Source organism: Agarivorans sp. OAG1, from assembly GCF_037076485.1.
In the GTDB taxonomy this organism is placed as follows: Bacteria; Pseudomonadota; Gammaproteobacteria; order Enterobacterales; family Celerinatantimonadaceae; genus Agarivorans; species Agarivorans albus.
In genome coordinates, this window is sequence record NZ_AP028990.1 from 1,002,294 (window position 1) to 1,019,174 (window position 16,881).

Sequence of the window (16,881 nt, forward strand, 5' to 3'; positions counted from 1 at the left end):
ATGATGTTATCTCAACTTAGTGCTACTGCAGCACAAAATACCAGTAAGGTTGATTGGTGGAAGTATCTACTGTTGGCCGCGATTATTTTCATTGTGTTGCCTTTGTCCTTGGATATTTTCCGACTCAACTTAATTGGTAAGTATTTAACCTACGCCTTTGTGGCGATTGGCTTAGTGCTGTGCTGGGGGTGTGGCGGTATTTTAAGCCTAGGCCAAGGCGTGTTTTTTGGCTTAGGTGGTTATTGTATGGCGATGTTCTTGAAGCTGGAAGCCTCAAGCCCCGAAGCCACCGCGATTCAATCAACGCCAGGCATTCCTGATTTTATGGATTGGAATCAGCTCACCGAGTTGCCCTGGTTTTGGCAGCCCTTCGATAGCTTAGCCTTTACCTTGGTGGCGGTGATTGCAGTGCCGGTTTTGTTCGCCTTTATTATTGGTGTAGCTATGTTTACCCGCCGGGTAGGTGGGGTGTACTTCGCCATTATTACCCAGGCCATTGCTGCCATTCTCACCATCTTGATTATCGGCCAGCAAGGCTATACCGGTGGGGTAAACGGCATAACCGATTTACGCACCTTTTTAGGCTGGGATATACGCACCGAGTCGGCGCAGTACCTTCTTTACTTCATTAATGCTGTGTTGCTGTTTGGTTGTCTGTTTGCTGCCTTATACATCAAGCGTTGTAAGTTAGGCCGTTTGCTGGTGGCGATGCGTGAGAAAGAAGATCGAGTGCGCTTTTCTGGCTATAACGTTGCCAGTTTCAAAATCTTCATCTTTTGTGTTGGTGCAGCCTTTGCCGCCATTGGTGGAGCTATGTTTACCCTGCAAGTGGGCTTTATGTCGCCCTCCTTTGTGGGCATTGTTCCTTCCATCGAAATGGTGATTTTTTGTGCCGTAGGTGGGCGTTTATCCTTGCTTGGTGCGGTATATGGCACTTTGCTGGTAAACCTCGCTAAAACCACTTTCTCTGAGTCTTTCCCTCAACTGTGGTTATTTGCCATGGGCGCGCTATTCATTGGTGTGGTGTTAGCCTTTCCCGATGGTTTAGCCGGTCTCTATCAATCTTACATTCAGCCTTGGTTTAAGCGCGTGTTCAAACCTAAAGCCAGCAAACCCGATCTGCCAAAGCAGGCGGTTCAGGCTGCAGAGCCTGAGGCAGATAGTGCTTCGCCATCTCTAAAGGAGAGCCCAAATGCCCCAGCCTAATTCATCAAAGAACAAAGATTTTGTACTCAGCGTTGAAGGTTTAACTGTGTCTTTTGATGGCTTTAAGGCCGTTGATGACTTGTCGCTATACGTTGAAGAGCAGGAGATTAGGGTGATTATTGGCCCTAATGGCGCCGGTAAAACCACGGTATTGGATTTGATATGTGGCCGAACTAAAGCCACCAATGGCTCGATTAAGTTCAAACAAAAAGAGCTTACCAAGCTGAAAGAACACCAAATTGTGCATGCCGGTGTAGGGCGTAAGTTTCAAAACCCTTCGATTTATGAAGATCTGAGTGTTTTTGAAAACTTGGAAATCTCTTACCCACGCGGTCGCAATGTGTGGGGAGCCTTGACCTTTAAGCGTGATGAAGCGGTGCACGCCAAGATCATGGAAATTGCCGAAATGGTGTTTCTTAGCGACAAACTTAACGACCAAGCCGACTTGCTTAGCCATGGCCAAAAGCAGTGGTTAGAGATAGGCATGCTGCTTATTCAAGATCCAGAGCTGCTGATGTTAGACGAACCGGTGGCGGGTATGTCGGTAGCCGAGCGCAAACAAACCGCGCAGTTGCTGCAAAGCATTACCAAGCAACGCTCGGTATTAGTGATTGAACACGACATGCAGTTTGTTGAAGACATCGCCGACCGAGTGACGGTATTACACCAAGGAAAGGTATTGTCTGAGGGCTCGATGCAGCGGGTGAAGAACGACCCTAAAGTGGTCGAAGTTTACCTAGGCCATTAAGGAGAAAGTGATGTTAGAACTAAGCGATTACCACGTGGCCTATGGCCAGAGCGAAGTAATAAGTGGCATGAATTTTAGCCTCAAAGAAAATGAAATTGTGGCGATTCTTGGCCGTAATGGCATGGGCAAAACCACTTTAATGAAATCGCTGATTGGCATGATTCCGAGCAAAAGTGGTGAAGCCAATTTAGATGGAGAGCCCTTAGCCGAGAAAAAGAGCCATCAGCGGGTGGCTTCTGGTTTGGGCTTTGTGCCACAGGGCCGGATGATTTTCTCCACCATGACGGTGCAAGAAAACATTGAAACCGGCTTAACCAGCACTGGTGAAAACAAAGTACCCGATGACTTATACAGCATTTTCCCTGTGTTATGGGAAATGCGCCACCGCCGAGGCGGCAACCTTTCTGGCGGACAGCAACAACAGTTAGCGATTGCTCGTGCTTTGGCGAGCAACCCCAGTGTACTGCTACTGGATGAGCCCACTGAAGGTATTCAGCCTTCAATTATTAAAGATATGGCAAAAACCCTAAAACAAATTCGCGACCAGCGTGGTTTGTCGATAGTGGTGTCGGAACAGGTATTGAGCTTCGCCCTTGATGTGGCGGACCGAATACTGGTGATTGAAAAAGGACAAATCGTGCATGACGTGCAGCGCGATGACGTTGATGAACAGCAAGTGGCCGCGTACCTGTCGGTATAGCTTGTTGGGGAATTTACATTCAAGGAGAAAGACCATGGCAGAAACAATTATCAAGATTGACTTAAACAAATCGGCGTATGAAAACGAGAAGTTACATAATCGCTGGCACCCCGATATTCCTATGGCGGCCACCGTAAAACCAGGGGACGATTTCATTTTGGAATGTGTAGATTGGACCGGCGGGCAAATCAAAAACGATGACGATGCCTCGGATGTGCGTGATGTTGATTTATCTCAGGTGCACTTTCTTTCTGGACCGGTTGGGGTAGAGGGAGCAGAGCCTGGTGATTTATTAGAAGTGGATATCTTAGATATTGGCACCTTTGATGATTCACAATGGGGCTTTAACGGCTTCTTCTCTAAGCAAAATGGTGGCGGCTTTTTAACTGAGCATTTTCCTGAAGCGCAAAAATCGATTTGGGACTTTAATGGTATGTTCACTAAATCTCGTCATGTTCCCGGTGTTGAGTTTGCGGGCCTGATTCACCCCGGCCTGATTGGCTGCTTGCCCGACAAAAAGATGCTAGATGAGTGGAACCGCCGAGAGAAAGAGCTGTTTGATACCGACCCTGAGCGGGTACCAATGTTAGCGGCACTGCCTTACGCACCTACTGCTCACATGGGGAAAATGAAGCCCGATGATGCCAAAGTAGCGGCCGAAGAAGGTGCTAGAACTGTTCCGCCGCGTGAGCATGGCGGTAACTGTGACATTAAAGACCTATCGCGTGGTTCTAAAATCTACTTCCCGGTGTATGTAAAAGGCGCGGGTTTGTCGGTAGGCGATTTACACTTTAGCCAAGGTGACGGCGAAATCACCTTCTGTGGTGCTATTGAAATGGCCGGCTGGATCCACTTAAGGGTTAATTTGATTAAAGACGGTATGTCTAAGTATGCGATTAAAAACCCTATCTTTAAACCAAGCCCAATTACGCCGCGCTACGATGACTACCTAATCTTTGAAGGTATTTCGGTTGATGAAGATGGCAAGCAACATTACTTAGATGCCAACGTGGCTTATCGCCAAGCCTGTTTAAATGCCATTGAGTACCTCAAGAAATTTGGTTATAGCGGCGCGCAGGCTTATTCATTGCTTGGTACTGCGCCAGTACAAGGCCATTTAAGCGGGGTAGTGGACGTACCTAACTCCTGTGCCACGTTGTGGTTACCTACCGATATCTTTGAGTTTGACATTAAGCCGAATGCAGATGGGCCAACTAAGTATTTAGATGGCAGTGTCGATATGCCTTTGGCTCCAGACTTAGATAAATAGGGAGGTGAGCTATGCCAGTTTATGACTATAAGTGTGCCGAACATGGTTTGTTCTACGAGCTAGCCACTATGGCAGATAGCGCTAAACCTGCTAAGTGCCCAAAGTGTGAGGCTTTGTCCGCTAGGGTTATCGTGTTGCCTCCTGAGATATTGGATATGGCAGCCGAAACCAAACAGGCGATTGAGCGTAATGAGAAAGCGCGGCATGAGCCGCAGCATTCAACGGTGGATACGCGGGCCGAAAATGCCGAAAAGCTTAAAAAAGGCTGCGGCTGTAAGCATACTAAGCGCGGTGGTTCTAAGCTGCTGTATACCGCTAATGGCGAGAAAATGTTCCCGTCTATGCGGCCTTGGATGATTAGCCATTAAGCTGGTATAGGGTAAACCAAGAAGCTGGTGAGGGCTGGCTTCTTGGTTAGGCTGTTTATTTGCGATGTTTAAATAATATACAGTGTGTATTTGGCTTAACTTGGTTTACACTAGCCACCCCAAGTGGCTATAGGAGCTGCAGGGCAAATGAGAGAAAGATTATGGCTAAGAAAAAAGTCGCTAAGTTGTTAGCGCATGAGCACGGTCGTGGGCAAATAAACGACAATGCAATTAAGGCGCTGGTTACCAGCCAGTTATTTAAAGCAAAAGTTGAACGGCCGAAAAAAGGCAAAGGTTCATATACTAGAAAGGGGCATAAGCTGAAGGGCAATGCCCCTTTCGACTTTTTGGGATTAACTCAAACTAAGCAGCTTCTAACAGGGTTTGCAGTTGCTTAAGTGAATTCACCTCATAGTGGGGCTCTATTCCCTCTGGCCTTTCTTCTCCGTGACGATTTAACCAGCAAGTTCTAATCCCCGCATTAATACCACCTTGTATATCCGAATGTGGATTATCTCCTACCATTAATACCCGATGTTTTTCCGGCTGCTGCATTTGGGCAAAGGCATGCTCAAATATATCTTTATGCGGTTTTGCAACGCCCACTTGCTCAGAGATAACCAAAGGTGAGAAATAGCCGCTCAAACCGGTGCGTTCTATACGAATTTTTTGCAGTGCGGTAAAACCGTTGGTAATAATGCCCATCTTCACTTTGCTCTTCAGTGCATCTAGCAAGTCTTTAGCGCCAGGTAATAGGCTGCATATATCTGCCATTGCCTCTAGGAAGGCGTCATTGAGCTCTTGTGGGTGTTGTTCAAGCTGCTTGCCCCAATACTCAAAGCGTTGCTGTTGAAGCTGCTCTGCATTCACCTGGCCGGCTTGATAGGCTTCCCACAAGGGCAGGTTGCGGGTTTGGTAATGTTGATAGTCTTGTTGCTCAAATTTAACCCCATAGCGAGAGAACATTAACTGTAAGCCGGCAAAAGCGTCAAAATGAAACAAGGTCTCATCGGCATCAAACAATATCCATTGGTACTTCATAAACAAATGGCTCGGTGATCAGTATAGTTAAACGCCTATGTTGGTAGAAGCTTGCAGCTAAGTCAAAGCGTGCGTTAGTAGCTTGAGTCACTTAGCTTTTTTAGCAGCAAAAACAAGCATAGAAAGTATTGGCCATTTTGCGCCGATAAGCGCTAGCAATTTAGATGCTCGCCAAAGCGGGTTATAGCTTGCAATTAAGCAAAAAAGGAGTACAATTCCGCGGCTTCAATTAGCGGGGATCCCATTTTGGGACCTTAAATTTTTTAACTAGTATGAGGACGATATGGTTACCATTCGTTTGCAACGTGGCGGCGCTAAGAAGCGTCCATTCTATCAAGTAGTTGTTACTGATAGCCGTAATTCACGTGACGGTCGCTTCATTGAAAAATTAGGTTTTTTCAATCCGATCGCAAAAGGTCAAGAAGAGCGTATTCGCTTGGAACAAGACCGCATTGATCACTGGGTTGGCCAAGGCGCTGCGGTTTCTAACCGTGTAGCTAAGCTAATCAAAGATTCAAAAGCAGCTTAATTTAGCCTTTTTAGTGGAGTTAAGATGAGCAATAAAGAACAGCCCATCGTACTGGGTCGCCTCGGTGCCGTTTACGGTATTAAAGGATGGCTAAAAGTTAACTCATTCACTGAAGATGCAGAAGCTGTATTTAACTATCAACCTTGGTTGATAGGCCGTTCTGGCGAATATACTTCAATTGAAGTGACAGAATGGCGGCGACACAGCAAATCTTTCATCGTTAAGCTTGAGGGCTACGATGTAAGAGAACAAGCACAGAGTTTAACCGGAATGGATATTGCGGCTTTGCCGGAAGTTCTACCGGAGCTTGCTGAAGATGAATATTACTGGCGTGACCTAATGGGCATGCAAGTGGTTAATCGCGGCGGCTATAACTTCGGGCATGTGACCGATTTAATGGAAACAGGCTCTAATGATGTTTTGGTTGTGAAAGCCAATTTAAAAGATGCCTTTGGCAAAAAGGAACGGTTAATCCCGTTCATAGAGTCTCAGATAATTGATAACGTCGATCGCGAGTCTCAAACTATTACTGTTGATTGGGACCCTAGTTTCTAGGTTCCTTTATGGCTGAGCAAACACCACAATTGTGGGTGGGAATAGTAAGTCTATTTCCAGAAATGTTTTCTGCCATAAGCGAGTACGGTGTAACTGGGCGTGCGGTAAAACGCGGCCTGATTAAGATTGAGTGTTGGAATCCTCGTGATTTTACTCATGACAAACATCGTACGGTGGACGACCGACCTTATGGCGGTGGCCCTGGCATGCTAATGATGGTGCAACCTTTACGGGATGCGATTCATGCTGCTAAACAGGCCGCTGGTGATGGGGTTAAGGTGATTTATATGTCACCGCAAGGGCGTACCTTGAAGCAAGATGGAGTAATAGAGTTAGCTCAACAGCAAAAGCTGATTATTGTTGCTGGTCGCTATGAAGGCATTGACGAACGCTTGATTCAAGCGGAAGTTGATGAAGAATGGTCGATTGGTGATTATGTGTTAAGTGGTGGTGAGCTGCCAGCAATGAATATGATAGACGCCGTCTCGCGGTTAATTCCGGGAGTTCTGGGGGATAAAGCTTCAGCTGAGCAGGATTCATTCTCTGATGGATTGTTGGATTGTCCACACTATACTCGTCCAGAAGTTTTGGATGGGCAAACAGTACCCGAGGTACTGTTAAGTGGTAACCATAAAAAAATCGAAGAATGGCGCTATAAACAGGCACTTGGGCGAACTTACTTGAGGCGACCGGAGTTATTGGAGAATCTAGCTCTGACTGACAAGCAAGAAAAGATTCTTGCTGAGTTTATCCAAGAGCAAACGCCCTTGGATAGTAAATAAAGATTCAGTTAATTCTAGGAAATAGTAATGAGCAATATCATTAAACAGCTCGAAGAAGAGCAATTGAAGCAAGACGTACCTGCGTTCGCACCTGGTGACACAGTTGTAGTTCAGGTAAAAGTAAAAGAAGGTAACCGTGAGCGTCTACAGGCGTTTGAAGGTGTAGTAATTGCTAAGCGTAACCGTGGTTTACACTCTGCATTTACTGTACGTAAAATTTCAAGCGGTGAAGGCGTTGAGCGTGCATTCCAAACTCATAGCCCGCTAGTTGAGAGTATTACTGTTAAGCGTCGTGGTGACGTTCGTCGTTCTAAGCTTTACTACTTGCGTGAACTTTCTGGTAAGAAAGCACGTATTAAAGAAAAATTGGCTAAGTAAGCCCTTTTCTTCGAGAATAAAAAAGCCCGCAGTAGCGGGCTTTTTTTATGTTTGTGGTTTAAGCCACTTCAAGTACAGAGTTGTCACCATCCACGCCATTTGGCTGGTAGCTGTCTGCTGCCCAGTCATTGTCATAGGCTTCTGCACCGTCGCTCAAGCAAAGTTTGTATTTAAACTGGTAGCTGCTTTGTTGATCTGTTGGCACGTTTACCACTACTTTGAACTTACCGTTTTTTAGCTTAGTAAGTTCTATAGGTTGCCATTCGTTAAACTCAGCTAGCAAGAAAATTTGCTCCGCTTCTTGAGTGGCTTCCTTCTCAATTTCAAAGGTAACTTTTACTTCTGGCTTCGATTTTAGGTATTGCTTCTTCAACGGCATGGTTTCTCCTCCGAGAGATAATATAAATCCGTATACTATGTGACCAATATCGATTCTTTCAAAAAAGTGAGAGCTTGGTCAATAGTTGATTAATTTTTTTACAGTTGAAAGTAGTCTTGAAGCAGGGCTGCGGTGAACTTTGTTCTTAGGTAATAACCACGAGGAAGGGTTTGAATTAGTTGGCCATTTGGGCCAATTGCGCTGGTTCGAGCCTTGTTATTAGCGGCTTTAGGGCGTAACTGTAACACTTGACCATGGCGCGCGGTAATTTGTTCTATTTGACCAAAAGCAATCATTTCCATGATTTCCTCCCAATCTGATCGGAGCAGTTGTTCTTGCTGGGGATTGGGGCTCCACAGGATGGGATTGGCCACAACACGCTGATCTAAAGGAATATGCCGTTCTGCTAAAATAGGGATCCACAATACCCGCGATAGCTTGTTATACACATTGCTATTGTGCCAAGTTGATCCGGTGACATTGCACAGAGGAGTTATGCACACGTAGGTACTTTCTAGTGGTTTGCCCGAAGCATCAATAGGAATGGTTTTAAGTTCTATGCCTAGCTCTGGAAAGTCTTGGATAGGTTTACTGCCCGCACTCGCGCCCAAGCACCATTCGAGCAATTGACCGCTCCAACCTTTTTCTCTTTTTAGATCTTTTGGAATGGCAAAACCTTCACGATGTGCAAGTTCGCCTAAGCTTAATCCGGCTAAAGACTGAGCGCGTTCGAAGAGTTCTGTTTCACTTTGTGGTTTAGCGATCATGCATGCCTAGCGCCAATAAAAACACTATTGTATAGAAGCTGTTCAACAATTGCAGCAAAGCTTAAATGCTTAAGTGAATATAGCTAAGGCTATGTTTAAAAAAGGTTTTTATTAGAAAGTGTAGGCTTTGTTAGGGGGTAGTGGGGTTTATTCATAACTAATGTGCACTTACTAACAGCTTTGTCCACACATAATAGGGATAACTATCTGTCATTGTTATTAACTTAGATTTTATGCACAGAATTATACGATTTAATCAAAAGTGGTTCATTTTTAGTCAGAAAGATTAGCCGTTTGCCTAAAAAATCAGAACTGTGTGTTTTTTAAACGCTATGACTTATAAACAGTTTTAACTTGCCAAAAATAACGCTTATTAAAATCATGGTTTTTTAAATCATTGTTTTTATTTGTTTTTATGTTTTGTTGCTGGTGTGTTTTTTGTTCGGCTTTGAACTGTGATTTTGTCTGTAGGGGGTTTAACCCAAGTTATGCACAGGATTTCTCACAGATAAGTCGAATAACTTTAATTAAGCCTGCATTATTACAATTTATTCCCTTTGTGATAGGCGTATTTGCCGCGCTTGTGATTCTGTGAAAGAATCACTTTATCTATAGTTTTTTAGCTGAAGGTTGTTTCAGTGATTGATGGGGATGGTTATCGTCCCAACGTAGGCATCGTTATTTGTAATCAGCGTGGTCAGGTTTTATGGGCACGTAGATATGGTCAACATTCATGGCAGTTCCCTCAGGGAGGCGTAGACGAGGGAGAGTCTGCTGAACAAGCGATGTATCGTGAGTTACATGAAGAGGTCGGCTTGTTGCCGCAAGATGTAAAGATTGTAGCAACAACCAGACATTGGCTGCGTTATAAATTACCAAAGCGCTTAATTCGTTGGGATAGTCCGCCGGTTTGTATCGGACAAAAACAAAAGTGGTTTTTGCTCCGCTTAGTGGGCAAAGAATCTAATATAAAATTTGATCGCTGTGGCCACCCAGAGTTTGATGATTGGCGCTGGGTGAGTTACTGGTATCCCGTAAGACAGGTAGTGTCTTTTAAGCGGGAGGTTTATCGCCGAGCATTAAAAGAGTTTGTAACAGCAGCCATGCCGTTTAACCGCTCGGAGAAGCATCAAGGCAAAGATAAACGCCGGCGTTATAAAAAGCGAAAAGGAGCTTAGTAAGTGTTAGGAGAGTTACGAGCCATTGTTGAACAGGTAAGCAATGCCGATACTCTCGACAGTGCTTTAGCTATTCTTGTCGAAAAGATTCGCCTTACCATGCATACCGACTGTTGTTCGGTGTATGTGATGGACTCGCAGCAACAAAATCTTGTTCTGCGAGCAACCCATGGCCTTGCCAGTGAAGCTGTGGGTAAAGCAATGATGCCTTTGGGAGAAGGTGTTGTTGGCCAAGTAGCTGTTCGCGAAGAGCCCATTAATTTAGCTGATGCGCGTTTAAACCCTCATTTTAAGTATTTACCCGAAACCGCAGAAGACGGTTTCTTTTCATTTCTTGGAACACCAATTACTCACCAACGAAAGGTGTTGGGAGTATTAGTGGTACAACAGTCCGAAACCCGCAGTTTTGATCAAAGTGAAGAGTCATTTTTGGTAACGCTGGCTGCGCATCTAGCCGGGGTATTAGCCAATACCGATTTTCAAACGGTGTTACAAGAACCTACTAAGCACAAGTGGACTGAAGCAATAAAAGCAGGCTCTAGCTCTAGTGGGATAGCCATTGCCAAAGCTTGGATAAATCGCTCTACCGGCGCCTTAGAGCAGCAAGCTGTAGAAAAAGCCGAGGATAGTGAGCACCAAATACAGCGCTTCGATGTTGCCTTAGAAATTACTCGTGAAGAGTTCCATAGTTTAGCGATTAAGCTGTCTGAACAGTTGCCCAAAGATGTCGCCTCCATCTTCGATGTTTATCAACACATGTTGGCTGATGCTAGCTTAGCTGGCGATATTCGCCGCAAGATTAGCGAGGGCTATCAGGTTGAAGGTGCGCTGCGTTTAGTGATAGAGCACTACGTGCAGCAGTTTGAAGAAATGAACGACCCCTACTTAAAAGAGCGGGCGGTGGATGTAAAAGATGTCGGTTTACGTTTGCTGCACGCCTTGGAATTAGGTCCTAGCGCAGAAATTATTCCTAGTGAGCCGGTGATTGTGGTTGCTGAGGAAGTCACTGCCACTATGTTCGCAAAAATTCCGCGTAAGTTTTTGGCCGGGGTTATTTCTCAGCGAGGGGCTGCAAATTCACATGCAGCCATTTTAGCTCGCGCCATGGGCATTCCAGCCTTAATGGGCTTAAGTTTTAACGTTAATAAGCTGCGCGGCTGTGAGCTTATTTTAGATGGTTACTCCGGCGAGCTGTTTGTTGAGCCAGACAAAATTGTTCGTGATGAGTACATCGCTTTATTGGCGCAAGAGAGCGAGCTAAATAGTTTAGTTCAGCAAGATTTAGATAAACCCGCTGTTAGCATCGACGGTGAAAACGTTGAAATGTTAATTAATGCTGGCCTTAGTGCCGATAGCGACATTGCGATTAATGCAGGTGCCGATGGCGTGGGTTTGTATCGTACCGAAGTGCCATTTTTGATGCAGGATCGTTTTCCCTCTGAAGACGAACAATATACGCGTTATCGCGATATTCTAAACAGCTATCGTGGTAAAGAAGTGTGTATGCGCACCCTTGATGTGGGTGGGGATAAACAGCTTCCTTATTTTCCTATTGTGGAAGAGAACCCATTTTTAGGTTGGCGCGGTATTCGCCTAACTCTCGATCATCCCGAGATATTTTTGGTACAGGCCAGGGCGATGTATCGCTCGGCTATCGAGTGTGGCAACTTATGCATTATGTTGCCGATGATTAGTTGCCTTAATGAGGTAGATGAAGCCTCGCGCTTGCTCGAGCAAGCTTGGGCGGAAGTGGTTGATGAATTAGATTTAACCGAGCCACCAGAGCGGCCTAAACACGGGGTGATGCTAGAAGTACCCTCGGTATTATTTTTGTTACCAGAATTAGCCCAGCGAGTGGACTTTTGGTCGGTGGGCAGCAACGACTTAACCCAGTACTTGTTAGCCGTAGACCGAAACAATACCCGCGTTGCAGAGTTGTTTGATACTTTTCACCCATCTGTAGTGCGTGCATTAAATCAAATTATTGAACAAGCTAATCTGCACAATACTCCCGTTAGTTTTTGTGGTGAGTTGGCTGGCGAGCCGGTGGGGGCCTTGCTGGTATTAGCCTTAGGTTACCGCCGCTTAAGTATGTCTAGTTTTAACCTGGCTAAAATTAAGTACATTATACGCCATGTGAACCTGAGTGAATTAGCAGCTTTGCGTGAGCAGATCCTACAAAGCCAAAGTGGTTCAGCGATATATAGCTTGTTGTATGAATATTTGCAGCAACAGAACTTGTCGCAGTTGGTTCGTGTTAGTAAACATTAATGAATTTGCCATGAGTCAGAGCTTGTTTCATGGCTGATTTAACTGCAAAATGCCCATTCTTTTTATTCCCTAAATAGAGCAAATTATCGTGTCTACACCTTTGCAATTTCCTGAAATTGATCCGATTGCGATTAGCATCGGTCCATTGGACGTACGTTGGTACGGTTTAATGTATTTGTTTGGCTTTTTATTTGCGATGTGGTTGGGTAACCGTATGGCCGATAAGCCTGGCAGCGGTTGGACACGCGCCGAAGTAAGCGATTTGCTGTTTTATGGATTTGTAGGGGTAATCATTGGTGGCCGAATTGGTTATGTGTTGTTTTATCAATTCCCACAGTTTTTAGATGATCCTTTATATTTGTTTAAAATTTGGACCGGCGGCATGTCGTTCCATGGCGGCTTGTTAGGTGTAATTGCGGCGATGATGTGGTTTGCGCGCCGAACCAAACGCCATTTTTTCACCGTAGCCGATTTTATTGCGCCACTCATTCCATTTGGTTTAGCCACGGGACGCTTAGGTAATTTTATGAATGGCGAGCTGTGGGGACGCGCAACGGACATGCCTTGGGGAATGGTGTTCCCAACAGGTGGCCTGGTAGCAAGACACCCTTCACAGCTTTATGAGTTTGCCCTAGAAGGCGTATTGTTGCTGGTTATTTTGTTGGTTTATGCCAAGCGTAAGCCACCAATGGGCGCTATCTCTGGTGCCTTCTTGTTAGGCTACGGTAGTTTCCGTTTTATTATTGAATTTTTCCGAGAGCCAGACAGCCACTTAGGCTTGTTAAGTTTAGGCATGAGCATGGGACAAATCTTGTCTTTACCTATGATTATATTTGGCGTTTTATTTATTCGCTGGGCTTATCGACGCAACACCAAAGAGAGTAACGCATGAAACAGTATTTAGACCTATGCCAACGCATTGTTGATGAAGGCACTTGGATTGAAAATGAACGCACCGGTAAGCGTTGTTTAACCATTATTAATGCTGATCTTGAATACGATGTTGCCAACAATGAATTCCCATTAGTTACAACACGCAAAAGCTATTGGAAAGCCGCTATTGCCGAGTTACTGGGTTACATTCGTGGCCTAGATAATGCGGCTGATTTCAAAGCGCTAGGCACACCTACGTGGTTGGCTAATGCAAATGAGAACGAAGCGTGGTTAAACAACCCGGCACGTAAAGGCGACAACGATATGGGGCGGGTTTACGGCGTGCAGGGGCGTTCTTGGCGTAAGCCAGAAGGCGGGTCGGTTGATCAGCTGAAGAAGATTGTCGATGACCTATCAAAAGGCATTGATGATCGCGGAGAAATTTTGTCGTTCTATAACCCGGGTGAATTTCACTTAGGCTGCTTACGACCATGTATGCATACTCATACTTTTTCTTTAGTGCGCGATACGCTTTACCTTACTTCGTCACAGCGCTCTTGTGATGTACCGCTGGGGCAAAATTTTAACCAAATTCAAGTGTTCACGTTTTTGGCCTTGATGGCGCAAATAACCGGCCACAAACCGGGTAAGGCTTACCACAAAATTGTTAATGCCCACATCTATGAAGATCAGTTGGAATTGATGAGAGATGTTCAGCTTAAGCGCGAACCGTTTGCCGCCCCTAAGTTACATATCAATCCAAAGATTAAGAGCCTAGAAGATCTAGAAACCTGGGTAACCTTAGACGACTTTGAAGTGTCTGATTACCAATATCACGACCCTATCGCTTACCCATTCTCGGTATAGCTATCCAATTAACCCTGCTAGAAAGTGTGATTTATAGCAGGGTTAAATATTCGACCCTTCTGTTAACCAATGGTTAAACCATTGTTTTTCTAATTTATCATCGGTTTTTCCGATGGTAAGTTCAGCTACAAGTGAATATGTTTTGTTCACACTCTCAGTAAAATGACTTTTTATTTTTCTCAGTGAGCTGTTATGAAATCATTTCTTGAACGTTTTTTAAGAATGGAAGCTGCTGGCGGTATCTTGCTAATGCTTGCCGCTGTGGTGGCACTGTTTATGGCAAACAGTGCGTGGTTGTCTCCTGCATATTTCGCTTTTCTCGATACGCCGTTTCAAGTTCGTATCGCGGAACTAGATATTAATAAACCATTATTGCTGTGGATTAACGACGGCTTAATGGCCATCTTTTTCTTAGTGATTGGCTTAGAAGTAAAGCGCGAGATGGTAGAAGGCGCGTTGTCGTCTAAAGAGCGAGCGTTATTGCCGGTAGTTGCGGCTATTGGTGGCATGGTTGTGCCTGCTGCTGTTTACCTACTATTTAACATCGGTGATGGAGAGCTAGCCAAAGGTTGGGCTATTCCTGCTGCTACTGATATTGCATTTGCACTAGGCGTTATGGCCTTACTAGGCAAACGTGTTCCAGCTAGTTTAAAGGTGTTCTTACTGGCTCTTGCTATTGCTGATGACCTTGGTGTAATTGTTGTTATTGCTCTGTTCTATACCAGTGAAGTGGCGATTATGCCGTTGGTGTGGGCGGTTGCGGCTACCATTGGTTTATGGATGCTAAATCGTCGAGGCCACGCTGGCTTAAGTGCATATATGTTACTTGGCGTAGTGCTTTGGGTAGCAGTACTTAAATCTGGCGTTCATGCTACTTTGGCCGGCGTAATTGTAGGATTCATGATCCCTATTAAAGCTAAGTTAGGTGGGTCACCACTTAAGAAGTTAGAGCATGCTTTACATCCTGCTTCTAGCTTTATCATTGTGCCAATTTTTGCTTTTGCCAATGCTGGTGTTCCGTTAGACGGCATTAGCTTCGAGAGCTTCCAAAGTCCATTAGCTTTAGGTGTTATCCTTGGTTTATTGGTGGGCAAACCTTTAGGTATTTACACCTGCAGCCGTTTAGCTATACGAGCCGGCTGGGCGAAGTTACCTGAGGGATCCAACAATATGCAATTGCTGGCGACTTCAATGCTATGTGGTATTGGTTTCACCATGTCTATTTTCATCTCGTCGTTAGCCTTTGCGGGGCAAACGGATTTGATAGGCTTGTCGCGATTAGCTATATTGGCGGGGTCGGTAACTGCAGCCCTTATTGGCTATGGTTTACTTCATTGGTCTACCCGTGAAGAGGCGGCAAAAATTGCTGAGCAAGAGCAAGGCAAAACCAATACATTGAGTACGTCTTCGGTTTAACCATTAAGTGAAGGCTGTACCCTGTTTAAGCAAACCCCGTAAAGGGGTTTGCTATTAGGTAAGGCATGTCACACTTAAACTACAACCATCTTTACTACTTCTGGATGACCTACAAGCGTGGTTCTGTAACTGCTGCAGCAGAAGCATTATTCCTTACTCCGCAAACTGTGACAGGCCAAATTAAGCAATTAGAACAGCGCTTAGCTGGAGAGTTGTTTATTCGCCGTGGCCCAAAAATCACTCCTACCGAATTAGGCCAACTGGTCTACAAATATGCTGACCGTATGTTTAGCCTCAGCTACGAAATGCTAGATATTGTGAATTACTCTCAGCAAGAAAAACTGCTGTTTGAGGTTGGGGTAGCCGATGCTTTATCAAAGCGTTTAGCGAGTCGTATTTTATTGTCAGCTGTGCCACCTGACGGCAATATTCGTTTACGTTGTGTTGAGTCAACGCATGAATTGTTGTTATCTCAATTGGCCGAACATAAGCTCGATATGATTTTATCGGATTGTGGTTTAGACAATGCGCAGCAAGATGGCGTATTAAGTAAAAAGCTAGGCGAGAGTGGTATAGCTTTTTTTGCTAATGAACCAATGTCGTTGTTGCCCTTTCCTGCATGTTTAGAGCAGCGCAGCTTATTATTACCAGGACGACGCAGCTCCTTAGGGCGAAAACTATGGACTTGGTTTGATGAGCTGGGGCTAAAAGTATCAGTACTTGGGGAGTTTGATGACGCTGCCTTAATGAAAGCGTTTGGCGCATATACCGATGGTATTTTTGTTGCGCCAGCCATTTATACCGAAGAAATCTTGGCTAACCCTAATACTCGCTTGCTTGGGGTTACTCACGATTTAACCGAGGAGTATCACGTATTGTTTGCTGAGCGAATGATTCAACACCCCTCTGTTAAACAGCTATGTAATAGCGATTTTTCTCCTTTGTTTTCTGGAGAGCAACAGTTGCAAAATGTTGATGCTATTTTAAATTTCAATTCAAAATAAGCGCTAAGGCTAAGTAGTAAGATTCATAATATTTAACTATTTAGCGTAGATTTTATGTTTATTCGCAGATCAGCTTTCTTGTTGTGATTTATATCAAAAAAAACGGTTTGACCACGCATTTAGTTTGAACTGACGCATGTTTACCGCTCTGGTTGCTTAATTATTCATCGGCTTAGCGCTACGCTATCTCTCATAGATTACAGAATATCATTCTGAACTAAAGCAAATATCAAAAATTATCTTTAAGTTCAGCGTGTAAACAATAATAAGGGTTAGCAAGTACTAACCTAATAAATGTTTCTGGTAACTCTTTGTCGCGGTAGCAAAAATAAGCCTCCTTTCATCGAGCTGTTGTACAGAAGCCTCGTTAAACCAGATCATCTCAACTGTGTTTGGCGAGTGATGCTATTTAGCATCTGAGCGCAGAAACAAACGGTAGTAGGGCAATATAAATACGGTTAACACTAAACTTCCCATGTTTGGCTTCTGCATTTTTATCAGCGAGTAAAGCGTATTAGTGGCTTGAGAGCTACGAGTGCGGGAAAGGAA

General features: G+C 44.6%; 19 protein-coding genes. 16 read left to right on the forward strand and 3 right to left on the reverse strand.

All coding sequences use genetic code 11. The features are described from left to right. The 6 genes from urtC to OAG1_RS04680 all read left to right on the forward strand — a co-directional run bounded on the left by urtC (position 1) and on the right by OAG1_RS04680 (position 4,690). Positions 1 to 1,206 carry an urea ABC transporter permease subunit UrtC gene (urtC, locus tag OAG1_RS04655; protein WP_338624391.1) on the forward strand — a complete coding sequence of 402 codons (1,206 nt, stop codon included), beginning with the start codon at positions 1 to 3 and terminating at the stop codon, positions 1,204 to 1,206. Then, complete coding sequence (gene urtD, locus OAG1_RS04660) at positions 1,193 to 1,954, forward strand: urea ABC transporter ATP-binding protein UrtD (protein WP_016401334.1); 762 nt, start codon at positions 1,193 to 1,195, stop codon at positions 1,952 to 1,954. The genes urtC and urtD overlap by 14 nt, the downstream gene beginning before the upstream one ends. A gap of 10 nt (positions 1,955 to 1,964) precedes the next feature. Beyond that, positions 1,965 to 2,654 carry an urea ABC transporter ATP-binding subunit UrtE gene (gene urtE, locus OAG1_RS04665; RefSeq protein WP_221074593.1) on the forward strand — a complete coding sequence of 230 codons (690 nt, stop codon included), beginning with the start codon at positions 1,965 to 1,967 and terminating at the stop codon, positions 2,652 to 2,654. A 34-nt stretch (positions 2,655 to 2,688) separates the two neighbouring features. Further along, a complete protein-coding gene (fmdA, locus tag OAG1_RS04670; protein ID WP_016401332.1) occupies positions 2,689 to 3,924 on the forward strand; it encodes a formamidase in 1,236 nt (411 codons plus the stop codon). Positions 3,925 to 3,935: 11 nt separating this feature from the next. Next, positions 3,936 to 4,292, forward strand: a complete 357-nt coding sequence (locus tag OAG1_RS04675) for a zinc ribbon domain-containing protein (RefSeq protein WP_016401331.1) — start codon at positions 3,936 to 3,938, stop codon at positions 4,290 to 4,292. Positions 4,293 to 4,453: 161 nt separating this feature from the next. Next, positions 4,454 to 4,690 (forward strand): ribosome alternative rescue factor ArfA, encoded by a 237-nt coding sequence (locus OAG1_RS04680; RefSeq protein ID WP_338624397.1) that lies wholly within the window; start codon positions 4,454 to 4,456, stop codon positions 4,688 to 4,690. On the opposite strand, the gene yjjG is transcribed toward OAG1_RS04680, so the two are convergent. Continuing rightward, complete coding sequence (gene yjjG, locus OAG1_RS04685; RefSeq protein WP_338624400.1) at positions 4,656 to 5,333, reverse strand: pyrimidine 5'-nucleotidase; 678 nt, start codon at positions 5,331 to 5,333, stop codon at positions 4,656 to 4,658. The genes OAG1_RS04680 and yjjG overlap by 35 nt on opposite strands. Before the next feature lie 283 nt (positions 5,334 to 5,616). Here yjjG and rpsP point away from each other — a divergent pair, with 283 nt between their 5' ends. The 4 genes from rpsP to rplS are packed head-to-tail and all read left to right on the forward strand — an operon-like array spanning position 5,617 to position 7,577. Beyond that, positions 5,617 to 5,862, forward strand: coding sequence for a 30S ribosomal protein S16 (gene rpsP / locus OAG1_RS04690; RefSeq protein ID WP_016401327.1), 246 nt, complete (start codon positions 5,617 to 5,619; stop codon positions 5,860 to 5,862). A gap of 24 nt (positions 5,863 to 5,886) precedes the next feature. Further along, positions 5,887 to 6,417 carry a ribosome maturation factor RimM gene (gene rimM / locus OAG1_RS04695; RefSeq protein ID WP_220718811.1) on the forward strand — a complete coding sequence of 177 codons (531 nt, stop codon included), beginning with the start codon at positions 5,887 to 5,889 and terminating at the stop codon, positions 6,415 to 6,417. A 29-nt stretch (positions 6,418 to 6,446) separates the two neighbouring features. Then, positions 6,447 to 7,199 carry a tRNA (guanosine(37)-N1)-methyltransferase TrmD gene (gene trmD / locus OAG1_RS04700; protein ID WP_040307065.1) on the forward strand — a complete coding sequence of 251 codons (753 nt, stop codon included), beginning with the start codon at positions 6,447 to 6,449 and terminating at the stop codon, positions 7,197 to 7,199. A 27-nt stretch (positions 7,200 to 7,226) separates the two neighbouring features. Beyond that, positions 7,227 to 7,577 (forward strand): 50S ribosomal protein L19, encoded by a 351-nt coding sequence (gene rplS / locus OAG1_RS04705; protein WP_016401324.1) that lies wholly within the window; start codon positions 7,227 to 7,229, stop codon positions 7,575 to 7,577. A 58-nt stretch (positions 7,578 to 7,635) separates the two neighbouring features. On the opposite strand, the gene OAG1_RS04710 is transcribed toward rplS, so the two are convergent. Then, on the reverse strand, positions 7,636 to 7,956 hold the full coding sequence (locus OAG1_RS04710) for an isoamylase early set domain-containing protein (protein WP_016401323.1): 321 nt from the start codon (positions 7,954 to 7,956) through the stop codon (positions 7,636 to 7,638). Positions 7,957 to 8,054: 98 nt separating this feature from the next. Beyond that, positions 8,055 to 8,723 carry a DNA mismatch repair endonuclease MutH gene (gene mutH / locus OAG1_RS04715; RefSeq protein ID WP_338624408.1) on the reverse strand — a complete coding sequence of 223 codons (669 nt, stop codon included), beginning with the start codon at positions 8,721 to 8,723 and terminating at the stop codon, positions 8,055 to 8,057. Between the two features lie 638 nt (positions 8,724 to 9,361). Between mutH and rppH the strand changes: the two genes are divergently transcribed. The 6 genes from rppH to nhaR all read left to right on the forward strand — a co-directional run bounded on the left by rppH (position 9,362) and on the right by nhaR (position 16,332). Beyond that, the gene (gene rppH / locus OAG1_RS04720) at positions 9,362 to 9,901 is read left to right on the forward strand and encodes an RNA pyrophosphohydrolase (RefSeq protein ID WP_163132963.1); all 540 of its coding nucleotides are present in this window, start codon (positions 9,362 to 9,364) and stop codon (positions 9,899 to 9,901) included. Between the two features lie 3 nt (positions 9,902 to 9,904). After that, the gene (gene ptsP, locus OAG1_RS04725) at positions 9,905 to 12,172 is read left to right on the forward strand and encodes a phosphoenolpyruvate--protein phosphotransferase (RefSeq protein ID WP_338624411.1); all 2,268 of its coding nucleotides are present in this window, start codon (positions 9,905 to 9,907) and stop codon (positions 12,170 to 12,172) included. Between the two features lie 85 nt (positions 12,173 to 12,257). Continuing rightward, the gene (gene lgt, locus OAG1_RS04730; protein ID WP_215426380.1) at positions 12,258 to 13,064 is read left to right on the forward strand and encodes a prolipoprotein diacylglyceryl transferase; all 807 of its coding nucleotides are present in this window, start codon (positions 12,258 to 12,260) and stop codon (positions 13,062 to 13,064) included. Further along, positions 13,061 to 13,912: a thymidylate synthase gene (locus OAG1_RS04735; RefSeq protein WP_338624413.1), complete on the forward strand. Its 852-nt coding sequence runs from the start codon at positions 13,061 to 13,063 to the stop codon at positions 13,910 to 13,912. Before lgt ends, OAG1_RS04735 begins: the two co-directional genes overlap by 4 nt. Positions 13,913 to 14,104: 192 nt before the next feature. Next, positions 14,105 to 15,328: a Na+/H+ antiporter NhaA gene (gene nhaA / locus OAG1_RS04740; RefSeq protein ID WP_338624415.1), complete on the forward strand. Its 1,224-nt coding sequence runs from the start codon at positions 14,105 to 14,107 to the stop codon at positions 15,326 to 15,328. Between the two features lie 65 nt (positions 15,329 to 15,393). Next, a complete protein-coding gene (nhaR, locus tag OAG1_RS04745) occupies positions 15,394 to 16,332 on the forward strand; it encodes a transcriptional activator NhaR (RefSeq protein ID WP_016401316.1) in 939 nt (312 codons plus the stop codon). The last annotated feature ends 549 nt before the right edge of the window (positions 16,333 to 16,881 follow it).

Excerpts from the sequence above, each read along its gene's own strand:
- urtC (WP_338624391.1), top strand. The coding sequence starts at position 1 with ATGATGTTATCTCAACTTAGTGCTACTGCAGCACAAAATACCAGTAAG.
- urtD (WP_016401334.1), top strand. The coding sequence starts at position 1,193 with ATGCCCCAGCCTAATTCATCAAAGAACAAAGATTTTGTACTCAGCGTT.
- urtE (WP_221074593.1), top strand. The coding sequence starts at position 1,965 with ATGTTAGAACTAAGCGATTACCACGTGGCCTATGGCCAGAGCGAAGTA.
- fmdA (WP_016401332.1), top strand. The coding sequence starts at position 2,689 with ATGGCAGAAACAATTATCAAGATTGACTTAAACAAATCGGCGTATGAA.
- OAG1_RS04675 (WP_016401331.1), top strand. The coding sequence starts at position 3,936 with ATGCCAGTTTATGACTATAAGTGTGCCGAACATGGTTTGTTCTACGAG.
- OAG1_RS04680 (WP_338624397.1), top strand. The coding sequence starts at position 4,454 with ATGGCTAAGAAAAAAGTCGCTAAGTTGTTAGCGCATGAGCACGGTCGT.
- yjjG (WP_338624400.1), bottom strand. The coding sequence starts at position 5,333 with ATGAAGTACCAATGGATATTGTTTGATGCCGATGAGACCTTGTTTCAT.
- rpsP (WP_016401327.1), top strand. The coding sequence starts at position 5,617 with ATGGTTACCATTCGTTTGCAACGTGGCGGCGCTAAGAAGCGTCCATTC.
- rimM (WP_220718811.1), top strand. The coding sequence starts at position 5,887 with ATGAGCAATAAAGAACAGCCCATCGTACTGGGTCGCCTCGGTGCCGTT.
- rplS (WP_016401324.1), top strand. The coding sequence starts at position 7,227 with ATGAGCAATATCATTAAACAGCTCGAAGAAGAGCAATTGAAGCAAGAC.
- OAG1_RS04710 (WP_016401323.1), bottom strand. The coding sequence starts at position 7,956 with ATGCCGTTGAAGAAGCAATACCTAAAATCGAAGCCAGAAGTAAAAGTT.
- mutH (WP_338624408.1), bottom strand. The coding sequence starts at position 8,723 with ATGATCGCTAAACCACAAAGTGAAACAGAACTCTTCGAACGCGCTCAG.
- OAG1_RS04735 (WP_338624413.1), top strand. The coding sequence starts at position 13,061 with ATGAAACAGTATTTAGACCTATGCCAACGCATTGTTGATGAAGGCACT.
- nhaA (WP_338624415.1), top strand. The coding sequence starts at position 14,105 with ATGAAATCATTTCTTGAACGTTTTTTAAGAATGGAAGCTGCTGGCGGT.
- nhaR (WP_016401316.1), top strand. The coding sequence starts at position 15,394 with ATGTCACACTTAAACTACAACCATCTTTACTACTTCTGGATGACCTAC.